This window comes from Streptomyces sp. NPDC001781, assembly GCF_053596035.1.
Genome location: NZ_JBSFFI010000037.1, coordinates 23,240 through 42,292, shown reverse-complemented (window position 1 = coordinate 42,292; position 19,053 = coordinate 23,240). Strand labels below are relative to the sequence as shown.

The 19,053-nt window shown below is 73.3% G+C and carries 22 protein-coding genes; 15 read left to right on the top strand and 7 right to left on the bottom strand.

What is annotated here, in order from left to right:
• The first annotated feature begins 270 nt into the window (after window positions 1-270).
• The 3 genes from ACWCV3_RS26045 to ACWCV3_RS26035 all read left to right on the top strand — a co-directional run bounded on the left by ACWCV3_RS26045 (window position 271) and on the right by ACWCV3_RS26035 (window position 2,185).
• The gene (locus ACWCV3_RS26045) at window positions 271-1,059 is read left to right on the top strand and encodes an SAM-dependent methyltransferase (RefSeq protein ID WP_451228811.1); all 789 of its coding nucleotides are present in this window, start codon (window positions 271-273) and stop codon (window positions 1,057-1,059) included.
• A 4-nt stretch (window positions 1,060-1,063) separates the two neighbouring features.
• Window positions 1,064-1,207, top strand: coding sequence for a hypothetical protein (locus ACWCV3_RS26040; protein ID WP_451228808.1), 144 nt, complete (start codon window positions 1,064-1,066; stop codon window positions 1,205-1,207).
• A gap of 270 nt (window positions 1,208-1,477) precedes the next feature.
• Entirely contained in the window at window positions 1,478-2,185 is a 708-nt protein-coding gene (locus tag ACWCV3_RS26035) for an FAD binding domain-containing protein (RefSeq protein WP_451228805.1), read from the top strand.
• On the opposite strand, the gene ACWCV3_RS26030 is transcribed toward ACWCV3_RS26035, so the two are convergent.
• Together ACWCV3_RS26030 and ACWCV3_RS26025 are read right to left on the bottom strand one after the other, a co-directional pair.
• On the bottom strand, window positions 2,163-2,573 hold the full coding sequence (locus tag ACWCV3_RS26030; RefSeq protein WP_451228802.1) for a hypothetical protein: 411 nt from the start codon (window positions 2,571-2,573) through the stop codon (window positions 2,163-2,165). The genes ACWCV3_RS26035 and ACWCV3_RS26030 overlap by 23 nt on opposite strands.
• A 224-nt stretch (window positions 2,574-2,797) precedes the next feature.
• Entirely contained in the window at window positions 2,798-3,451 is a 654-nt protein-coding gene (locus ACWCV3_RS26025; RefSeq protein ID WP_451228799.1) for a biliverdin-producing heme oxygenase, read from the bottom strand.
• Window positions 3,452-3,686: 235 nt separating this feature from the next.
• Between ACWCV3_RS26025 and ACWCV3_RS26020 the strand changes: the two genes are divergently transcribed.
• The 3 genes from ACWCV3_RS26020 to ACWCV3_RS26010 all read left to right on the top strand — a co-directional run bounded on the left by ACWCV3_RS26020 (window position 3,687) and on the right by ACWCV3_RS26010 (window position 6,317).
• Entirely contained in the window at window positions 3,687-5,192 is a 1,506-nt protein-coding gene (locus tag ACWCV3_RS26020) for a purine-cytosine permease family protein (RefSeq protein ID WP_451228796.1), read from the top strand.
• Entirely contained in the window at window positions 5,189-5,746 is a 558-nt protein-coding gene (locus ACWCV3_RS26015; protein WP_451228794.1) for a cysteine hydrolase family protein, read from the top strand. The genes ACWCV3_RS26020 and ACWCV3_RS26015 overlap by 4 nt, the downstream gene beginning before the upstream one ends.
• A gap of 166 nt (window positions 5,747-5,912) precedes the next feature.
• Window positions 5,913-6,317 carry an SseB family protein gene (locus ACWCV3_RS26010; RefSeq protein WP_451228791.1) on the top strand — a complete coding sequence of 135 codons (405 nt, stop codon included), beginning with the start codon at window positions 5,913-5,915 and terminating at the stop codon, window positions 6,315-6,317.
• A gap of 165 nt (window positions 6,318-6,482) precedes the next feature.
• Here the strand turns inward: ACWCV3_RS26010 and ACWCV3_RS26005 are convergent, their stop codons facing one another.
• A complete protein-coding gene (locus tag ACWCV3_RS26005; RefSeq protein WP_451228788.1) occupies window positions 6,483-6,884 on the bottom strand; it encodes a MarR family winged helix-turn-helix transcriptional regulator in 402 nt (133 codons plus the stop codon).
• A 394-nt stretch (window positions 6,885-7,278) separates the two neighbouring features.
• Between ACWCV3_RS26005 and ACWCV3_RS26000 the strand changes: the two genes are divergently transcribed.
• The 4 genes from ACWCV3_RS26000 (at window position 7,279) to ACWCV3_RS25985 (ending at window position 10,528) form a co-directional block, all read left to right on the top strand.
• Window positions 7,279-7,563, top strand: coding sequence for an ArsR family transcriptional regulator (locus tag ACWCV3_RS26000; protein ID WP_451228785.1), 285 nt, complete (start codon window positions 7,279-7,281; stop codon window positions 7,561-7,563).
• Between the two features lie 223 nt (window positions 7,564-7,786).
• Window positions 7,787-8,623, top strand: a complete 837-nt coding sequence (locus tag ACWCV3_RS25995) for an undecaprenyl-diphosphate phosphatase (RefSeq protein ID WP_451228783.1) — start codon at window positions 7,787-7,789, stop codon at window positions 8,621-8,623.
• Between the two features lie 118 nt (window positions 8,624-8,741).
• Window positions 8,742-9,500 (top strand): FadR/GntR family transcriptional regulator, encoded by a 759-nt coding sequence (locus ACWCV3_RS25990; RefSeq protein ID WP_451228780.1) that lies wholly within the window; start codon window positions 8,742-8,744, stop codon window positions 9,498-9,500.
• Window positions 9,497-10,528 (top strand): asparaginase, encoded by a 1,032-nt coding sequence (locus tag ACWCV3_RS25985; RefSeq protein WP_451228777.1) that lies wholly within the window; start codon window positions 9,497-9,499, stop codon window positions 10,526-10,528. Before ACWCV3_RS25990 ends, ACWCV3_RS25985 begins: the two co-directional genes overlap by 4 nt.
• Before the next feature lie 4 nt (window positions 10,529-10,532).
• Here the strand turns inward: ACWCV3_RS25985 and ACWCV3_RS25980 are convergent, their stop codons facing one another.
• Window positions 10,533-11,717 carry a D-alanyl-D-alanine carboxypeptidase family protein gene (locus ACWCV3_RS25980; RefSeq protein WP_451228774.1) on the bottom strand — a complete coding sequence of 395 codons (1,185 nt, stop codon included), beginning with the start codon at window positions 11,715-11,717 and terminating at the stop codon, window positions 10,533-10,535.
• 411 nt (window positions 11,718-12,128) lie between these two features.
• On the opposite strand from ACWCV3_RS25980, the gene ACWCV3_RS25975 reads away from it, so the two are divergent.
• The gene (locus tag ACWCV3_RS25975) at window positions 12,129-12,968 is read left to right on the top strand and encodes an alpha/beta fold hydrolase (protein ID WP_451228771.1); all 840 of its coding nucleotides are present in this window, start codon (window positions 12,129-12,131) and stop codon (window positions 12,966-12,968) included.
• 30 nt (window positions 12,969-12,998) lie between these two features.
• Window positions 12,999-13,712 carry a class I SAM-dependent methyltransferase gene (locus tag ACWCV3_RS25970; protein ID WP_451228768.1) on the top strand — a complete coding sequence of 238 codons (714 nt, stop codon included), beginning with the start codon at window positions 12,999-13,001 and terminating at the stop codon, window positions 13,710-13,712.
• Between the two features lie 315 nt (window positions 13,713-14,027).
• Here the strand turns inward: ACWCV3_RS25970 and ACWCV3_RS25965 are convergent, their stop codons facing one another.
• Window positions 14,028-14,795 (bottom strand): ferredoxin reductase, encoded by a 768-nt coding sequence (locus ACWCV3_RS25965; protein ID WP_451228844.1) that lies wholly within the window; start codon window positions 14,793-14,795, stop codon window positions 14,028-14,030.
• Between the two features lie 4 nt (window positions 14,796-14,799).
• Entirely contained in the window at window positions 14,800-15,405 is a 606-nt protein-coding gene (locus ACWCV3_RS25960; protein ID WP_451228765.1) for a sulfite oxidase-like oxidoreductase, read from the bottom strand.
• Between the two features lie 187 nt (window positions 15,406-15,592).
• Between ACWCV3_RS25960 and ACWCV3_RS25955 the strand changes: the two genes are divergently transcribed.
• Window positions 15,593-16,363, top strand: coding sequence for a GNAT family N-acetyltransferase (locus ACWCV3_RS25955; protein WP_451228762.1), 771 nt, complete (start codon window positions 15,593-15,595; stop codon window positions 16,361-16,363).
• Between the two features lie 11 nt (window positions 16,364-16,374).
• On the opposite strand, the gene ACWCV3_RS25950 is transcribed toward ACWCV3_RS25955, so the two are convergent.
• On the bottom strand, window positions 16,375-16,803 hold the full coding sequence (locus ACWCV3_RS25950; RefSeq protein ID WP_451228759.1) for a MarR family winged helix-turn-helix transcriptional regulator: 429 nt from the start codon (window positions 16,801-16,803) through the stop codon (window positions 16,375-16,377).
• Between the two features lie 141 nt (window positions 16,804-16,944).
• Here ACWCV3_RS25950 and ACWCV3_RS25945 point away from each other — a divergent pair, with 141 nt between their 5' ends.
• Together ACWCV3_RS25945 and ACWCV3_RS25940 are read left to right on the top strand one after the other, a co-directional pair.
• Window positions 16,945-17,997 carry a hypothetical protein gene (locus ACWCV3_RS25945; protein ID WP_451228756.1) on the top strand — a complete coding sequence of 351 codons (1,053 nt, stop codon included), beginning with the start codon at window positions 16,945-16,947 and terminating at the stop codon, window positions 17,995-17,997.
• Between the two features lie 246 nt (window positions 17,998-18,243).
• On the top strand, window positions 18,244-19,041 hold the full coding sequence (locus tag ACWCV3_RS25940) for a putative protein N(5)-glutamine methyltransferase (protein WP_451228753.1): 798 nt from the start codon (window positions 18,244-18,246) through the stop codon (window positions 19,039-19,041).
• Window positions 19,042-19,053: the final 12 nt, after the last annotated feature.

The window sequence follows — 19,053 nt, the reverse complement described above, 5'->3', positions numbered from 1 at the left end:
AGACGGACCGGCCGGAATCGGTGACCACCACGGTGGCACCGATGGCCAAATCGTTACCCCCTGGCCCCGTGTCTGTCCGCGAGCTTCACAAATTATCAGCTAATAGTTTCGAGACCTGGGGGTCAGGGTCGGTCATGGGCCACACCCGGCCACACAGGCGATCGCCGTCCGTCACCCGCCTGGTCAACTCCCTTTCCCCACATGCAGAATGACGACCACCACTGGATGATCGTCTGTGTTCGCACCGGCCAGAATCATGACGGAGCCCCCATGACCACCGGCATCCCCGGCCCTCGCCAGATAGACACCAGCACGGCCCATCCCGCGCGGGTGTACGACTGGCTGCTCGGCGGCAAGGACAACTACCCCGTGGACGAGGCGGTCGGGGAGCGGCTGCCCGCCGAGGCGGCCGCCGGTGCCCGGCAGAACCGCGCCTTCATGAACCGTGCCGTCGCCTGGCTCGCCACGCAGGGCGTGGACCAGTTCCTCGACATCGGCACCGGCATCCCCACCGAGCCGAACCTGCACCAGATCGTCCAGCGAATCGTGCCGAGCGCCCGCATCGTGTACACCGACAACGACCCGATCGTGCTGCGGCACGCGGAGGCACTGCTCGTCGGTCGTCCCGAGGGCGCCACCCAGTACGTGGAGGCCGACGTCCGCGACCCGGCCGCCATCATCAAGAACGCCCGCCAGACGCTCGACTTCGACCGGCCGATCGCCCTGTCCCTGATCGCCCTGATGCACTTCATCAACGACGACCAGGACCCCTACGGGCTCGTGTCCAACCTTCTCGCCACCCTCCCGTCGGGCAGTCACCTGGTCCTCTCCCACGCCTCCTCCGACATCTTCCCGGAGCTGTCCGCGCAGGTCACCGCCGAGTACGCCAAGGGCGGCATCCGGCTCGGGTTCCGCGACCGCGCGGGCGTCGAGCGCTTCTTCGAGGGCCTGGAACTCATCGAGCCCGGTCTCGTCACGGCCACCGAGTGGTTCAAGGACGGCGAGACCCCGGCGCCGGAGGCGAGCGGGATCTACGCAGGCGTGGCACGCCTTCCCTAGTGCTGTGAACCTTTCCGGTCACAGCACCAGCGGCCCCGGTACGCGGGTGGCCCCGGCGGCCGTGATGCCGGGCGCCGTCCTGGTCCGCGTCACCGGCCTCACCGGCCGCAACCTGAGCTCCCCGCCCGGTTCGGCGCCGCTCTCGTGAGGGCTGTCATCGGGGCGCCGCGGCTCCTGAACCTGCTGGTCCGTACCCGGTGCTGAACCCACCGCGCCTGCCCGGACCGCCGGACCTCCGGGCCGCCGGTGAGGTGGTTCGAGGCCGGTTCTCGCCGGGGCCGTGCAGGGGGCGCGACGGGGCGCGCGGCGATCGCGGTGATGAGCCCTGTACGCGCCCCTTCCGGGCTGGTGAGAATGGCCCCGGCGGCGGAGGCGGCCGTTCGCCGCACCCCACCCGAGGAAAGGCAGGTCGGCCACCGTGCTGCTGCGTCTCCCCAAGTCCATGTCCGAAGCACGGGAATTCCTGGCCGAGGGCGCCGTGCCCGTGGGCGGCGCCACTCTGGTCTGGGCCACCTGGCAGCGCGACGGCTTCCCGGCCCAGGCCGTCTCGCTGCGCGAACTGCCCGAGGCCAACGTCCTGGGCCCCGAGGAACTCGGCGGTGCCGTCGTTCTCCAGCGCGTCGACGACCGTGTTCCGGAGGTGCTGCGCCGCGCGGCGGGCTCGGTCGGCACCGGCGCCGTACGCCGTGCGGCCACGGTCGGCGGCAACATAGCGGGCAGCACCCTGCGCTGCCTCCTCCCGGCCGCCCTCGTCCTGGACAGCCGCGCCACGGTCCTGACCTCCACCGGTGTGTACGACACCGACCTGGCCGAGGTCGTCGCCAAGAGTCCCGTCCTGCTCAGGCTGCGCTGGCACACCCCCGTGGCCAGCGCCTACCGCAAGCACGAGGGCGAGCCGGGCGGACCGCCGCCCCTGGTCGTCGCCTCCGCCCTGCACGCCCTCGGGGAGGGCCGCTTCCGGCTCGCCGTCGCCGTACGCGAGGGCTACGAGGTCGTCAGCGAGAGCACCGAGTGCGGGTCCGACCCCGAGGAGCCGCTGGCGGCACTCGGACCGACGCTCCTCAGTGACGTCCCGGCCGCCCGCACCGCGGTGCGGGACCAGATCAACGGGCTTCTGCTCCGCTGAGAACGGGAGGCCCGCCGCAACGCCACGGCCCGTCCCCGTCGTCCTGTGCCGCTCGGACCGCGCCATCGCGCGGCTTCGCCGGCGTGCCCTCGGTCAACTGCCGGGGCACCGGCTCCGCGTCCACCGGCACCACGTCACCGGGCGCGCCGTGGGCGAGGGCGGAAGTCATGCCGCCGTCCGCGAACCGGGCCGGTGGTCCGCGCGGCGAACGGCCCATCGCCACGGTCCGCGCGCCCACCCGCGCCGCTTGCCCGGCCGTCTCCCGGACGTGCACGGCCTCCAGCGGGTCGCTGGTCTCCCGTGCCGGCCGCGCCGCGGCGTCCACGCCGGCCCGTGTTCCGCCGTGCGCGCCGGCCGCCGCGACGACCAGGGCGGCGCCCGCCGTCACGGGAGCGCCGACCGAGGTGAGCGAGGGCGCGACGGCCGGCTCCTCCGGGCGCTCCTCCGCATCGCGCAGCGGGCCGTGCCCACCGGCCGGTGCTGGGCGGCCAGTACGAAGGCCGCCGCACCCAGGTGGAACGGCACGCCCGGATCCGTGGCATCGGCCGGTGCTTTGCCCCGACGAACGGCGCGAGCCCGCCGCGAGGACCGCACCGGCCCGGTGAGGGGATGTCAGGCGGTGGCCGGGAAAAGGCTGCCGAGGTCGGTGAAGACCGCGTTGTTCAGAGCGAACGCCGACCGGCACTCCTCCACCACACGCCGTTTCTCCCACTCGTCCACCGGCAGCGCGTCGAGCCGTGCACGGTACTCGCGTTTGAAGGCGGCCGGGTTGTCGATGCCCTGGAAGACGTAGAAGCGGACGCCGTCGCCCTTGCTCTCCAGCCCCCAGGCCCGCTCCGCGACGCGCCTGATCACCTGACCGCCTGACAGATCGCCCAGGTACCGGGTGTAGTGGTGTGCCACGTACCCTGCGGGCCAGCTCGCGGCGACCTCGGTGATCCGGGCCGCGTACCGCTGTGTCGCGGGCAGCGGGGCCACCCGGTCACGCCATTCCCCGCCCAGGAGGTGCCGCAGGTCCCGCTCCAGCTCGCCCACCCGCCTCAGCTCGGGACGCAGGAACGGGCCCGCGACCGGATCGGTCGCCAGAGGGGCGGCGGCATCCTCCAACGCGCGGTAGACGAAGAAGAGTTGCTCGGTGTACCTGATGAAGGCGTCCACCCCGGACCGGCCGCCGAGCAGATCGCGCATGAACGGCGCCTGCTCGGCCTCGGTGTGCCGGTCCTGGCTGGCGGCGCGTATGACCGAGGAGAAGGGGGGTGTCGACAACGCTGCCTCCCTGGCAGAGCACGCGGTCACGCGCACGACCGGAGGCCGCCGCGGCGCCGGCCGGATGGCGGCAACATGTTAGGGCCGCCTAACCTAATGCCATTCCCGAGGACCGCCAAACCGCGCCCGCCCGCAGCCCCCGCCCGGGCCCACCGGCTGACCCCGGGTCGTTCCTTGCGCCCCCGCACCCACCCGCCTAGCTTGGACGCGACACGTCAGGACAGGTAGGTCGCCGATGACGCAGCCGCAGCACCCCCAGGACAGCGGAGCCGACGACCGCCATATCCGGCTGGAGACCCAGGGCCTCGACGTCATCGGGGACACGGACCGCAAGGGCACCCCACGCACCCTCTTCTGGCCCTGGTTCGGCGCCAACGTCAGCGTCCTCGGCCTCAGCTACGGCGCCTTCACCCTCGGTTTCGGCGTCTCCTTCTGGCAGGCAATCGCCGCCGGATTCCTCGGCATCGTCGCCTCGTTCCTGCTCTGCGGCCTCATCGCCGTCGCCGGCAAGCGCGGCTCCGCGCCCACCATGGTGCTCAGCCGGGCAGCCTACGGAGTGCGCGGCAACCGCCTGCCGTCCTTCGTCTCCTGGATGCTCACGGTCGGCTGGGAAACCGTCCTCGCCTCGCTCGCCGCCCTCGCCACCGCCACCGTCTTCAGCCGCTTCGGCTGGGGTGGCGGTACCGAGACACAGGCCGTCGCCCTCCTCGTCGTGGCCGCGCTCACCGTGGTCGGCGGCGTCATGGGCTTCGACCTGATCATGCGCTTCCAGACCGTGATCACCATCGTCACCGGCGTGCTCACCCTGGTCTACGTCGCCCTCGTCGCCGACCACGTGCACTGGTCGACCGTCAGCGCCATCCCGGCGGGCTCGCCGCAGCAGTTCACCGGCGCGCTGGTGTTCACGATGACCGGCTTCGGGCTCGGCTGGGTCAATGCCGCGGCCGACTACTCCCGTTACCTCCCGCGCTCCTCCTCCAGCCGCGGCGTCGTCGTCTGGACCACCCTCGGCGCTTCCGCCGCCCCGCTGCTCCTGCTGGTCTTCGGGCTGCTGCTCGCCGGATCCTCCGACCGGCTCAGCCGGGCCATCGCGGTGGATCCCATCGGTGCGCTGACCACCATCCTGCCGACCTGGTTCCTCGTCCCCTTCGCCCTGGTGGCCGTGCTCGGCCTGGTCGGCGGCGCGGTGCTGGACATCTACTCCTCCGGCCTCGCGCTGCTCTCCGCCGGACTGCGCGTGCCGCGCTATCTGGCCGCCCTCGTCGACGGCGTCCTGATGATCGCCGGCTCCGTGTACATCGTGTTCTTCGCCGGGGCCTTCCTCGACGAGTTCATGGGCTTCCTCACCACTCTCGGCGTCCCCATCGCCGCCTGGTGCGGCGTGATGCTCGCCGACGTCGCGCTGCGTCACCGCGACTACGACGCGGGGGACCTGTTCCGTCCCGAAGGCCGTTACGGCGACACCCGCGCCCTGCCGCTCGTCCTCACCGTCGGCGCCACCGCGATCGGCTGGGGACTGGTCACCAACACCGCCGCGGGCTGGCTGACCTGGCAGGGTTACCTCCTCGGCCCGCTCGGTCTCGGCGGCCGCTCCGGTCAGTGGGCGTACGCCAACCTCGGCGTCCTCGTCGCGCTGGTCCTCACCTTCCTCGGCACCCTGCTGCTGGGCCGCGGCCGGGTCCGGGCCCAGGAGGCACTCCCGCCGGGTCCGGCTCCGGCTCCGGGGATGTACGGCGCGTGAGGCCGGTACCGGGGCTGCTCGCCGTCATCGACATGCAGCGCGTCTTCGCCGACCCGGGCAGCCCGTGGGCCACCCCGCGTTATGCCGCGGCGGTGGCGGGTGCGACGCGGCTGCTGCCCGCCTTCGCGGAGCGGACGGTCCTCACCCGGTTCGTCGCGCCGGCCCGGCCCGCCGGGGTCTGGCGTGCCTACTACGAGCAGTGGCGCTTCGCCCTCCAGCCCCCGGACGCCGGGCTGTGGCGGCTGACGCCGGAGTTCGCCGGCCTGGACGCTCCGGTCCTGGACGCGGAGACCTTCGGCAAGTGGACGCCGGAACTGGCCGCACGGCTCGCTCCCGATTCGCGGCTGGTCCTGGCCGGGGTGAGCACCGAGTGCTGCGTCCTCACCACCGCCCTGGCCGCCGCAGACGCGGGCACCGAGGTGGTGGTGGTCGCGGACGCCTGCGCCGGCGCGGACGACGAGGCGCACGCCAACGCGCTGCAGGTGCTGGATCTGTACCGGCCCTTGATCCGGGTCACCACGGTCGACGAACTGCTGGGCGACGGCGGTCCCTGAGGGGACGTGGCCGGACGCCGTCCGATCGGGTGACCCGTCCTGGACGGGCTCCGGGCCGCCGGAAAGCCGCGCGCATGGTCCGTTGCCGGATGGGTACGCGGCCGGGAGCGCGCTCGGGCCACGGTCCGGCGCGAGCCCGTACGACCGCACTACCTGGGGATGTGCCATGGAGACACCCGCACACGACGACCTTCCGATGCCGACGCCCGCCCAGCAGGCGCTGGACGTGCTGGCCGTCAAAACCGACGACCAGGCCGCCCTCGAAACCCTCGCGCACAGTGACGTGCTCGTCCCGATGCCCGACGAGGCCGTGCACGCGGAGGACGCCGACTCCACCATGGTCGCCCTGCCGGTGCTCGAGCAGCCCGGCGGCGAGCAGGTGGTACCCGTCTTCACCTCGGAACTGGAGATGGCCGGGCTGCTGCCGTCCGTCTCCCGCTACCGACTCATCCAGCTCGGCGCCCTCGCCTCCCAGTGGCCCGAGGAGGAGCTGTCGCTCGCCATCGACGGCAGCTCGGAGCACGGTCTGACGCTGACCTCGCAGGGCGTGCGCTCACTGCTGGCACGCTGAATCGCCTCACGTATGGCGGAGCCGCACATGGGCGGCTTCGCCATACAGGTGTGTCTGGGAGTGTGTGGCGGATCCATGTGGACGCTGCCCCCATGGGGACAGCGTCCATGAGCCCGGTGGCTGTAGGGGGAACGCACATGGGGTCGCCCGTGTGCGAGCCGGACGTCAGTCCGAGGCGTGTGCCAGCATCCGCTCCAGCACGCCCCGGTGCAGCGGCAGCACCTCCGCGTGCAGTTCGCGGCCCCGGCGGGTGAGGGTCACCCACACCCCGCGCCGGTCCTCCGCGCACACCGTGCGCTCGACCAGCCCCTCCTTCTCCAGCCGTCCGATCAGCCGCGAGAGCGCGGACTGACTGAGGTGGACCCGGCCGACCAGGTTCTGCACCCGGCAGTGGTCGCCCTCGACGGGCGTCTCCGCGGACAGGATGTCCAGCACCTCGAAGTCGCTGGCACCCAGCCCGTGCGGATGCAGGGCGCGGTCTATCTCGCACATGGTGCGCGCGTGCACCGCGAGGATGTCCCGCCAGCGTTCTTCGAGCCGGGCGCCCTCGCCCGTCTTCACTGCCATACCCGCACGTTAGCACCGTTCCAGCCAATTATTGACTGTGCAACTAAGGGCTGTCCCGTAATGCCCGGTGGATCAGCGCGCGGCGGCGGATGCGGTGCGTCGCAAGGCGGCGGGTCGCCCTCGTACCGGGCGTATGCGGGCGATCCGGCAACGCGGCGAGGCGCCGCGGCTGTCGTCGCGCGCCCGCCGGGGATCACGGGACAGCCCTTGGTGCAGTTGCGGCCCGCCGTACGGGCGGTCTCGCCCCTCCGGCCCCCGTACGCCTCTTCGCGGTCGCCCGTCCTCCGTCGGGTACCGGACAACCCGTCCCGAGAGCCGGACGTGTCCCCGTCGCCTGCGCCACAGTGGAGCCACGGGACGCGAGCGGCCAGGGGCCGGGAGAGGGGGCGCACGCATGATGGGCGCCCCCTCCGGCCGGATGCGGCAGACCGTCCTGCACTGGCTCGAGGACCCGCCCGCCCACTTCCCGCCGACGGGCCTCGACCTCCTCGGCACCGGGGTCACCCCGGGCGCCGTCGCCGCCAAGCTCGGCGTGCCCCGCCGTACGGCCGCCGCCCATCTCGACCTCCTCACCCGTCTCGGCCTGCTGCGCGCCAGGCGCCGGCTGCTGCGCACCTACTACCGCCGCGACGAGGCCCGGATCGCCGAGGTGGCCCAGCTCTTCGAGAAGAACTGGTGAACCTCGCATGCCGGGCAATACGGGCGGTGACGGTAAGAAGTCGTTGTGAGCGGGGTCGGTTCCGCCCGCTGCGCGCGTGGCTGCGTGCCGTGCCACACCCCGGGTACCTCTACGCTGCCGTACGCGCGGGCGGCGCTCCCGAGCGGTCCGCGCCGGTGCCGTACGGGCGCGCCAAGACGTGTCCGCACCGCCGTCGGACCCCCTCTCCCCAGAACTGGAATCCATGAGTGCCATCTCTGTCGGTCAGGCCGTCGTCCTCGGAGTAGTGGAGGGGGTGACCGAGTTCCTCCCGGTGTCCTCCACCGGTCACCTGAAGATCGCCGAGGGACTCATGCACATCCCCGTGGACGACAAGTCCGTGGTCGGGTTCTCCGCGGTGATCCAGGTCGGAGCCATCGCGGCCGTGCTCGTCTACTTCTTCAAGGACATCAAGCGGATCGTCAGCGCCTGGTTCCGGGGCCTGTTCAACTCCGAGGAGCGCTACCGCCACGACTACAAGTTCGCCTGGTGGGTGATCGCCGCCACCGTGCCGATCGTCGTCGTCGGACTGGCCGCCAAGCCGCTGATCGACGGCCCGCTCGCCTCCCTCTGGGTGGTCGCCGGCTCGCTGATCGTGGGCTCCGGCGTCATGTGGGCCGCCGACCAGATGGGCCGCCACAAGCGGGGTGAGGACGACACCTCGTTCAAGGACGCGATGCTGGTCGGCTCCTCGCAGATCCTCGCGCTGCTCTTCCCCGGCTTCTCCCGCTCCGGCGCCACCATGTCGACGGCGCTGATCCTCGACCTGGACCGGGTCGCCGCCACGCGCCTCTCCTTCTTCCTCGGCATCCCGGCCCTCACCGGCGCCGGTGTCTACGAGCTGAAGGACGCCCTCGGCGCCGGTGTGGGCGCCGCCCCGCTGGTGGTCGGCACCGTCGTCTCCTTCGTGGTGGCCTACGCCTCCATCGCCTGGCTGCTGAAGTTCGTCGCCAAGCACTCGTTCAACGCCTTCGTGATCTACCGGATCGTCGTCGGTGTTGCGCTGATCGGTCTGCTGGCCACCGGCACGCTCAGCAACTGAGGCGAGCGCGCCACCGCACGGGGTGCGGGCATCCGGACGAGCCGGATGCCCGCACCCCGTGCGTGTGCCGGATCGTCACGCCTTGACAGGATCTGGCCTCAGACCGCACCATCGCCCGGTGAACCTGTCAGACAGCAAGACAGGTGGTCCGGCCCCCCGACGCGTCAGCGCACTGGAAGCGGTCCTCGGCCACCTCCGCGGCGCCGTCGAGCGCGGCGAGTACGCCATCGGCGACAAGCTGCCCTCCGAGGCCGAGCTCTGCCGCACCCTGGGGGTCTCCCGCCCCGTCGTCCGCGAGGCGCTGCGCGCCCTGCACACCATGGGGCTCACGGTCTCCCGTACCGGCAGGGGCACCTTCGTCGTCGCCGACACCGTGGAGGAGCCCACGTTCGGCGACTACGCGGCCGGCGACCTGCTGGAGGTCCGCCGGCACGTCGAGGTCCCGGTGGCCGGGTACGCCGCCCGGCGCCGCACGCCGGAGGACCTGGACCGGCTGACCGCGCTCCTGGACCGCATGGAGCGGGAGACGGACACCGCCGCCTGGGTCGCCATGGACACCCTCTTCCACCTCGCCGTCGCGGAGGCCGCCCGCAACCCGGTCTTCCGCAAGGTCATCGAGGAGATCCGGGACGCCCTCGCCCGCCAGTCCGCCTTCCTCACCGAACTCGGCGGCCGTCGCGAGCAGTCCGACCGCGAACACCGCGCCCTCGTCGAAGCGCTCGCGGCGGGCTCCGAGGACGGCGCCGTCGCCGCGATGACCCACCACCTCGACCGGGTCGCCGCGACCCTCACCCGAATCGTCCGCCCCACCGGCACCGCCACACCCCCGGCGCTGTCCGTACCGGGCGGCCCCGAGACCACCGGAGCCGACGCGTGACCCAGGCCCAGGCCATCCCCGATCCCGCGACCCCGGCAGTGCTCCTGGACACCCCCGTCCTGCGCGAGCCCTGCCACACTCCCGTCGTCCACCTGGTGCGCGGCGGCGTCATCGAGGGCGTCCACCACGGCTCGGTGGTCGTCCTCGGCGCCGACGGCGACGTACGGTTCCGGCTCGGGGACACCGAGGCCGCCTTCTACCCGCGCTCCGCTCTCAAGCCCCTCCAGGCCGTCGCCATGCTGCGCGCCGGCCTGCCCCTCGACGACGACCTGCTCTCCCTGGCCGCCGCCAGCCACTCCGGTGAGGAACGCCACCTCGACGGCACCCGGCGCATCCTGGACCTCGCGGGGCTCACCGAGGCCGAGCTGCGCAACACCCCCGACATGCCCTACGACCCCGTCGTCCGCGACCTCTGGGTCCGGGAGGGCCGGGGCCCCTCCCGGCTCGCGCAGAACTGCTCCGGCAAGCACGCCGCCATGCTGTGGACCGCCAAGCTCAACGGCTGGTCCCTGGACGACTACCTCGACCCGGCCCACCCGCTCCAGCGGGCCGTTGCCGACACCGTCCAGGACCTCACCGGCCAGCGGATCGCCCACGTCACCGTCGACGGCTGCGGCGCGCCCCTGTTCGCCGTCTCCCTGCACGGACTCGCCCGCGCGCTCGGACGCATCACCGCCGCCGCCCCCGGTACGCCCGAGGCCCGCGTGGCGGACGCCATGCGGGAGCACGCGGAGATGGCCTCCGGCGTCCGCCGTGACGTGGCCGCGCTGATGCGGGCCGTGCCCGGTCTGCTCGCCAAGGACGGCTTCGAGGGCGTCCAGGTCGCCGCGCTGCCCGACGGCCGCGCCGTCGCCGTGAAGATCGCGGACGGCGCCGACCGGGCCCGCGTCCCCGTCGCCGCGGCCGCCCTCGCCCGCGCCGGGATCGACCCGGCCCTCCTCACGGAGTTCACGGGCGCGCCCCTGCTGGGCGGGGGACGGCCGGTGGGCGCGGTGCGCACCGTACCGGCGCTGGACCCTGCCGCCTGACCGGTCAGGTCCGGGTGCCGCTCCCGCTGTCCCGGCCGCCCTTGCTGCGGAGGGCCAGGGTGACGCCGGCCGCGCCGAGGACGACGATGCCGGCGATGGTCGCGGTGCGCGTCCAGTCGGTGTCGTCGTCCGGGGCCGGGGAGGTGGCGGCCGCCACGGGGAGCGCGGAGTGCGTGGGCTCCGGGGTGGCGCGCAGGCCGTCCAGCGAACCCACCGGGTCCACCCGGCCGGCGGCCGCGAAGCCCCAGTCCAGCAGTTGGCGCGCCTCCTCGTACACGGCGAGCCCGCCGCCCTCCTGCGGGTTCATCACCGTGACCACCAGCGTGCGGCCGCCCCGGCGGGCGGCGGCGACCAGGGTGTTGCCCGCGTTGCTGGTGTAGCCGTTCTTGATCCCGATGATGCCGGGATACGGGGCCACGCCGTCCTCCCCGCTCAGCAGCCGGTTGGTGTTCTCGATGGCGAACGGCCAGCCGTCACCGGGGAACTGCGCCTGCGCGGTGGAGCAGTACCGGGCGAAGTCGGGGTTGCGCAGCCCGGCCCGGCCGAACACCGCCAGGTCGAACGCCGAGGACACCTGGCCGGGGGCGTCGTAGCCGTCCGGGGAGATCACATGGGTGTCCATCGCGCCCAGCGTGCGCGCCTTGGTCTGCATCTTGGCGACAGTGGCGTCCACACCGCCGTCCAGGGCCGCGAGGACGTGCACGGCGTCGTTGCCCGAGCTGAGGAAGACCCCGCGCCACAGGTCGGCCACCTGATAGGTGTGGCCCTCCTCCACACCGACCAGGCTGCTGCCCTCGCCGACGTCCGCCAGCTCCTGGTAAGTCACCCTGTGCTGCTGGGTCGAGGGCAGCGTCGGCAGGACGGTGAGGGCGAACAGGGTCTTCAGGGTGCTCGCGGGCGGCAGCTTGCGGTGCGCGCCGTCGGCGGCGAGAACGTCCCCGCTGTCGGCGTCGGCCACCAGCCAGGAGAGCGCGGAGAGCTGCGGGGTCTCGGGGGCACCGGCGCGCGGGCGCACCTGGACGCCGGAGCCGTAGAGCAGGGACGGCTGCGGGACGGCCGCCCGTGGCGCGGGCGGCGCGGGTTCCCCGCCGCTGCCGGTGGCGGCGGACGCGGGCCCGAGGGCCAACGCTCCCGCCACGCACAGGGAACAGACGGAAACGATCGCCCGACGTGAGAATCCGGTGCTCATATGATCAACGTAGGAAGGTCGGCGAGGTGCGGCGAGCTGCCCGCGCCGGACGGCTGACCCGCGCAACCCGGATGCCGCACTCGGGGGCCGTGTGGCCGTGTTCCCCGTGTGGCCGCCGTAGGCCTGCGGTGAACACCCCCTCCGTGTGCCGATGCCTGGACGGGACGACATGGTGCGTGGCCACATGGTGGAGCGTCACATGTGCCCCGTCCGCACGACCTGCCCGGAACCCGAGTCCACCGCCGCCTGGAAGAACCAAGAGCGCAGCCGAACCGGTCACGCCCCCGGCAAGGGCCCCCGAGGAGCGACGAGATCCCGGACCGGCCGGCAACGGACACCCGCAGCACACTGGACCGCTCGAGGGGCTGAAAGGACCCGTGCGGGACGGCCCGCTGGGGCAGACTTCCCGCCATGCCCACCTACTCAGCGCCCGACGGCACCCGGCTGGCCTATCGCGACCTCGGCGAAGGGCACGGTGCTCCGGTGATCTGCGTGCCCGGCGGCCCCACCGACTCCCGCTACCTGGGTGACCTCGGCGGCCTGTCCGCGCGCCGGCGGCTGGCGGTCCCCGACCTTCGCGGCACCGGCCGGTCCGCGCCCCCCGACGACCCCGCCTCCTACCGCTGCGACCGACTCGTGGAGGACATCGAGTCCCTCCGTGTCCACCTCGGCCTGGACCGGATCGACCTGCTCGGCCACTCCGCCGGCGCCAACATCGCCGTGCAGTACGCGGCCCGCCACCCGCACCGGATCCGCCGCCTCGCCCTGATCGGGCCCGGTACCCGCGCGGTCGGCCTGGACATCACGGGCGAGACCCGGCGCCAGGTCGCCCGGCTCCGCAAGGACGAACCCTGGTTCCCGGCGGCCTTCGCCGCGCTCGAGGCCATCACCGAGGGCACGGGCACGGACTGGGACGCCATCAGTCCCTTCTTCTACGGTCGTTGGGACGCCACGGCCCGGAGGCACCACGCGGACAGCCGGCCGGACAACATGGAGGCCGTCACGCGCTTCGGAGAGGAGGGCGCCTTCGACCCGCCCGCCACACGCGCGGCGCTCGCCGAACTGGCCGCACCCGTGCTGCTGCTCACCGGTGAGTTCGACCTCAACAGCCCGCCCGACGTCGTCGCCGGATGCGCGGAACTCCTCCCCGACGCGCGGCTCGCCGTCCAGCCCGGAGCGGGGCACTACCCCTGGCTCGACGACCCGGAGAGGTTCACGTCGGTCGCCGCCGACTTCCTCGGCCGCCCCTGACCCGGCGCCCGCACGCCCTACGCTGGACCCATGTTCAGCCCCGAAGGTCCCACCGTGCGTGAACTGGCCGTGCAGGCGCTGTCGTCCGTCGAGCGGGGGTACGACCTGCTCGCGCCCAAGTTCGACCACACGCCGTTCCGGACGCCCGCCGCGTTGCTGGACGCGGTGGCGAAGGCGCTCGGGCCGTCGGGACCGTTCGAGGACGGGCTCGACCTGTGCTGCGGCACCGGGGCGGGGCTCGCGGTGCTGGACGGGCTGTGCCGCCGGAGCGTCACCGGGGTCGACTTCAGCGCGGGCATGCTCGACGTGGCACGGCACGGGCTGGGTGAGCGCGTCACCCTGGTGCGGGCCGACGCCCGCGCGCTGCCCTTCACGGACGCCTTCGACCTGGTCGTCAGCTTCGGCGCGTTCGGGCACTTCCTGGCCCCCGAACTGCCCGGTCTCTTCGCCCGGGTGCACTCGGCGCTGCGGCCGGGCGGACGGTTCGCGTTCCCGGTACTGGCGCCGCCCCGGCCGGCCAGCCCCGCCTACTGGGCGCTGCTCGGCTTCGACGCGGTGATGCGCGTGCGCAACGCCGTGTGGCGGCCGCCGTTCGTCATGTACTACCGCGCGTTCCGCCTCGGCGACGTACGCCGGGAACTGGAGCGGGCCGGCTTCACCGTGGAACTCCAGCCGCTGCCCGAGTTCGGTGCGCGCGCGGACGGCAGCCCCCGGGCCCGGCTGGTGACGGCGCGGCGCGGGTAGCCGCGCGCCGCGGCCTCGACACGGGACGGGCGGTCACCACCGCTCGGACCGCCTGCCGCCCGGCCCGCTGCTTTCCGGCATGCGTCCGCGCCCCGTCGTAGGCGAACAGCCCGGCAGCCGTCCCCCCAGTGGCGCGGCCACGCAGAGCAGAACGGCGACGGCCACCGCCCCCCACGCCTCCACCGCGTCCGACCGCCCCCGGAGCGGACTGTGCCGCCCGCGCGGGCGGTGCGACCGGGTACGCAGGTCCACACCCGTCAGGTACCCGGTCCGGAGCCCTCCCGCGTATCCCGCCCGCCCCGAACCCCCGGCTGCTCAGCCGAAGCGCTCGATGCGGATGCGGTCAACCGGCTGACCGGCCGCGACGAGGAGGCGGGAGGCGTGCTCGGCGAAGCCGTTGGAGCCGCACACATAGGCTTCCCACCCACCCGGTGGCCGCTCGGCCAGGAGCGGCGCCACATGTGCGGCCGACATACGTCCCACCGGCACCCCCGCCGGGGCGCTACGGGTGAACACGGCAGTCGTCTCCGCCCCCAGCTCCCCGGCGTACATCAGCTCCTGCGGACCGCGCGCCGACACCAGCATCCGCAGCGGCACCGACAGTCCCCGGGCACGATGGTGCCTGACCATCGACATCAGCGGGACGATCCCGGAACCGGCCCCCAGCAGCAGCGCCGGACGGTCGCCCGGCCAGGCGAAGAAGCCGCTCAGCGGGCCCCGCACCTCGATCGTGTCGCCGGGCCGCGCCACCGTGTGGAACCAGCCCGAGACCTCACCGTCCGGCACCCGGTCCAAGGTCAGCTCGATGTGCCCGGAGTCGTCCGGCGCGGACGCGATGGAGTAGTGCCGCTGGGCCGTATAACCGTCCCCGGCGGTCAGCCGCAGCATCAGGTGCTGGCCCGGCAGATGACCCGCCCACTGCGGGACCGCGAGCCGGAACGTCGACGCGTACGGCGTCTCCCGCCGGACCTCGGTCAGGGTGGCCCTCTGCCACGCGGCAGCCACCTGCTCGCTCACCGCGATACGGCCGGGCACCGCGAAGCGGACCGGGGGAGCGGCGGCCGTCCCCGGAGTCCCGTGCATCTGCTCAGTCACCCCGGTACCGCTGTTCCTCCCACGGGTTGCCCCGCTCGTGATAGCCGTTGCCCTCCCAGAAACCCGGCTCGTCGTGGTCGAGGAGGGTGAGGCCGGCGATCCACTTCACGCTCTTCCAGAAGTACAGATGCGGCACGATCAGCCGGGCCGGGCCGCCGTGCTCCGGGGCCAGCGGCACGCCGGCCTGGTCCCAGACGATCCAGGCCCGTCCACCGGTGAGGTCGGCCAGCGGCAGGTTCGCGGTGTATCCGGTGTGCGAGCGGGCCAGCACATGGGTGGCGGACACATGTGGCCCCGCCACGGCGAGGAACGCGTCCAGCGAGACCCCGTCGAAGCGCACACCGAACTTGGACCAGCCGGTCACACAGTGGATGTCACCCTCGTACGACGAGCCGGGGAGGGCGTGCGCCTCGTCCCAGCTCCACGTGTACGGCCGCTCGGCGAGGCCGTCGACGCGGAAGGACCAGTCGGCGGGGGCCAGGTCGGGGGTGACCTCGGCGGACAGGACGGGCCAGTCGTCGCCCGCGTCGTACTGCCCGGGAGGCAGTCCGGGACGGGAGACGCGCCGACGGCCCGTGAAGCCTCGGGTGACGTTCATGGCTCCACCGTACGCTCCCGCCGCGGGCGCTCCGCTCCTGGCCGGTGCCCCGGCGGGCGACCCCGGACACACTCCGGACGTCCTCGGGAATAGCCGCCCCGTCCCGGCACTTGGGGACGAGTACCGACGCGCCGCCGCGAGCCCGGCGTGGTCGAAAGCACACCCCCAGGGAAGCGAGAACTGAAGGATGCCCGAGGCGTACGTCTCCACGCGGTACGACGGCCGGGAGGACGGCACCCCGGCCGGTGCGGACCCCGGTCCCGCCGGGACGACGGTCCCGCATCCGCTCGACAGCGCCGCCCGGTCCTCCCTCACCGGCCCGCACGCCCACTTCGCCGAGCGGTACGGCCGGGTGCTGCGGTACCCGGCCGAGGTCTCGCCGTGGCTGGCCCTGCCCGACGAGCCCGGACCTGCCGACTGGACCGAGATCGCCGCACTCGCGGGACCCGGCGGCGAGGTGCCCCTGCTCGGCCACCGGGGGGCGGTGCCGGAGGGCTGGGAGATCACCTTCGACGTACCCGGCGTACAGATGGCGGGCGACGGCGTGGCCGGCGCGCCGGACCCGGAGGCGGTCGAGCTCGGTCCGGCCGACGTGCCCGAGATGCTGGACCTCGTGGCGCGCACCCGGCCCGGCCCCTTCATGCCGCGCACCGTCGAGATGGGCACCTACCTCGGTATCCGGCGCGGGGGCGCGCTGATCGCCATGGCGGGGGAGCGGCTGCACCCGCCGGGCTGGACGGAGATCAGCGCGGTCTGCACCGACCCAGCCTTCCGGGGCGAGGGCCTGGCCACCCGGCTCGTCCTCGCCGTCGGGCACGGCATCCGGGAGCGTGGCGAGCGCCCCTTCCTGCACACCGGCGCGGGCAACACGGGCGCCATCCGCCTCTACGAGTCCCTCGGCTTCCGGCACCGGCTGGACACCCGGTTCCTCGGGGTGCGCGTACCCGTCCGCTCGTAGCCGGGCCGCCTCTACACGGCGGACCCCGCGTTGTACCGCTCCAGGTAGGCCGCGAAGCGGACCAGGTCGTCCTGCGGCCAGTCGGCGAGCCGTTCCCGGAAGGCGGCCCGGCGGCTCCGGGTGACCTGGGCCAGGATCTCCTCGCCCGCCCCGGTGAGATGGAGTACCTGCACGCGGGCGTCCTCCGGGTCCAGCCGCCGCTCGATCAGCCCGGCCCGCTCCAGTGCGCCGACCTGGCGGCTCACCGTCGACTTGTCCAGCGCGTAGTGCGAGGCCAGGTCGGTCGCCCGGCAGCCCCCGCGCTCCTCCAGATGTCCGAGCAGCGTGTACGACACCAGCGACAGCTCGGGATGCATGCGCCCCGCCGAGGCGCGGGCCCGGCGCGCGAACGACGTCATCTCCCGCTGGATCGTCTCCACGGCCGCGTCCGCCGCCGTCATGAGATCACCTTGGCCATGAGAACCCCTTCACGCTCCGCCGACCCGTTCTCCGGTCCGTTCCCCGGCTCGTCCGATCGATTCTGGTTGTATAGTACAACTTGAACGTGAGTTGTATAAGACAACAATTGGAGGTTCCGGTCGATGAAGTCACCGGCACTGCGTCATGTGCTCACGCACCTGATCACCCCCCTGCTGATGTGTATAGGCATGGGGCTCGCCTATATGGGTGCCTTCGTCACCCCGGAGCCTCATCACATGCCGGTGGCCGTGGTCGGCGCCGGACCCGAGGCGAAGGTCTTCGCGCAGACGGTGAAGGACACCGCGGGGGACAAGCTCGACGTCCGTACGGTCCCCTCCCGTGCCGCCGCCGTCGAACTGGTCGAGCACAGGGATGTCACCGGCGCCTATGTGCCCGGCGCACATGAGCCCGAGCTGATCGTGGCGAGCGCCGCATCCGACATGGGCGCCACCGCCGTGGAGAAGGTCTTCACCCCGGTCGCCGCCGAGCAGGGTCATCCGCTGAAGGTCACCGACATCGCCGAGCCGGTGTCCGACGACCCCACCGGCCAGGGCCTGTTCTTCCTGCTGATCGCGGTCAGCATCGGCTCCTACGCCTCCGTCGCCGCCATCGGCGCGGCCGGGGCGGCGCTCACCGTACGGGTCCGGGCGCTCGTCGCGGTCGGAACGGCCGCCGTGGTCGGCGGTATCGGCGCCCTGCTCGCCGGGCCGGTCTTCCACCTTGCCCACCACGACCTGGGCACCTTGTGGGCGATGGCATGGCTGTACTCGGCGGGCATCCTCCTCATCGGTGTCGGCCTGCACACCTTCCTCAAGCGCTGGACCACGCTGGCCATGATGGTGCTGTTCGTGATGCTGAACTTCACCAGCTCCGGCGGGTTGTTCCGGCCCGAGCTGCAGAACGCGTTCTTCGGCACCCTGCACGCCTTCTGGAACGGTGCCGGATTCGTCGAGGGCATCCGCGCACTGCTCTACTTCGGCGACGACGGCATCGCCCGCGACGTGTGGACGCTCGTCGGCTGGCTGGTCGTCGGCATCGCCGTCACCGGGATCGCCGCCCTCCGGGAGCGCCCCGGCCGCCGGGCCCTCGCGCAGGCACCCGCCGTGCGGGAGGCCCCCGCCGCCGAGACCGAACGCGAGGCCGAGGAGGAGGCCGAGGAGAGCGTGGCCGTCTGAGCCACGACGCAGGTACGGCCACCGGCCGCGCCGGGACCCGGCCCCGCACGGCCACCCGGCACGGTATGGTGGCCGTCCGGTCGCGCGGAGTGCGCGGCCGGTGCGACCGAGGAGGTGAGACCCATCAACGCTGTGTCAGCCGGGGCGCTCTCCCCTCGCTCCCGTGCCGTGTGACGGTACGGAACTTCGCGACGGTGACCGCGGGAGCGCCCTGAGGCCCCAGGTCCCCGAAAGGCTCCACCCTCCATGGCCGCCGTGCCCGCATCCCCCGTTCCGCTCGCCGACCCCTCGTCCCTCGCCGCCGCCCTGCGCGCCGCCGGCTGTGTCTTCGCCGAGGAAGAGGCGCGCCTGATCCTCGGCACCGCCCGCGACTTCGAAGAGGCCGCGGCGATGACCCGGGCCCGCGCGTCCGGGCTCCCGCTCGAACACGTCCTCGGCTGGGCCGAGTTCCACGGACTGCGCATCACCGTCGGGCCCGGCGTGTTCGTACCCCGCCGCCGCACCGAGTTCCTCGTCGACCAGGCCCTCGCCCGGGCGCCCGGCGCCCGCGTGGTCGTGGACCTGTGCTGCGGCTCCGGCGCGCTCGGCGCGGCCCTCGCCGTCGCGCTCGGCCACGCCGAGGTGCACGCCGCCGACATCGACCCGGCCGCCGTACGCTGCGCCCGCCAGAACCTCGCCCCCCACGGGGGCCAGGCCCACACCGGAGACCTCTACGCGGCGCTGCCCGCCGCCCTGCGCGGCCGGGTCGGCATCCTGACCGCCAACGTGCCCTACGTACCCACCGCCGAGGTCCCCCTGCTCCCCGCCGAGGCCCGTGACCACGAGCCCGCGGTCGCGCTCGACGGCGGCCCCGACGGACTCGACGTCCTGCGCCGGGTCGCCGCGGGAGCGGCCGAGTGGCTGGCCCCCGGCGGCTGCCTGCTGTCCGAGACCACCGCCCGCCAGGCGCCCGCCGCCACGGCGGCCTTCACCCGGGCCGGTCTGACCGCACATGTGGCGGTGTCACACGAGCGGGACGCCCATGTGGTGATCGGCGTGCGGTGACGTCGGCCCCCG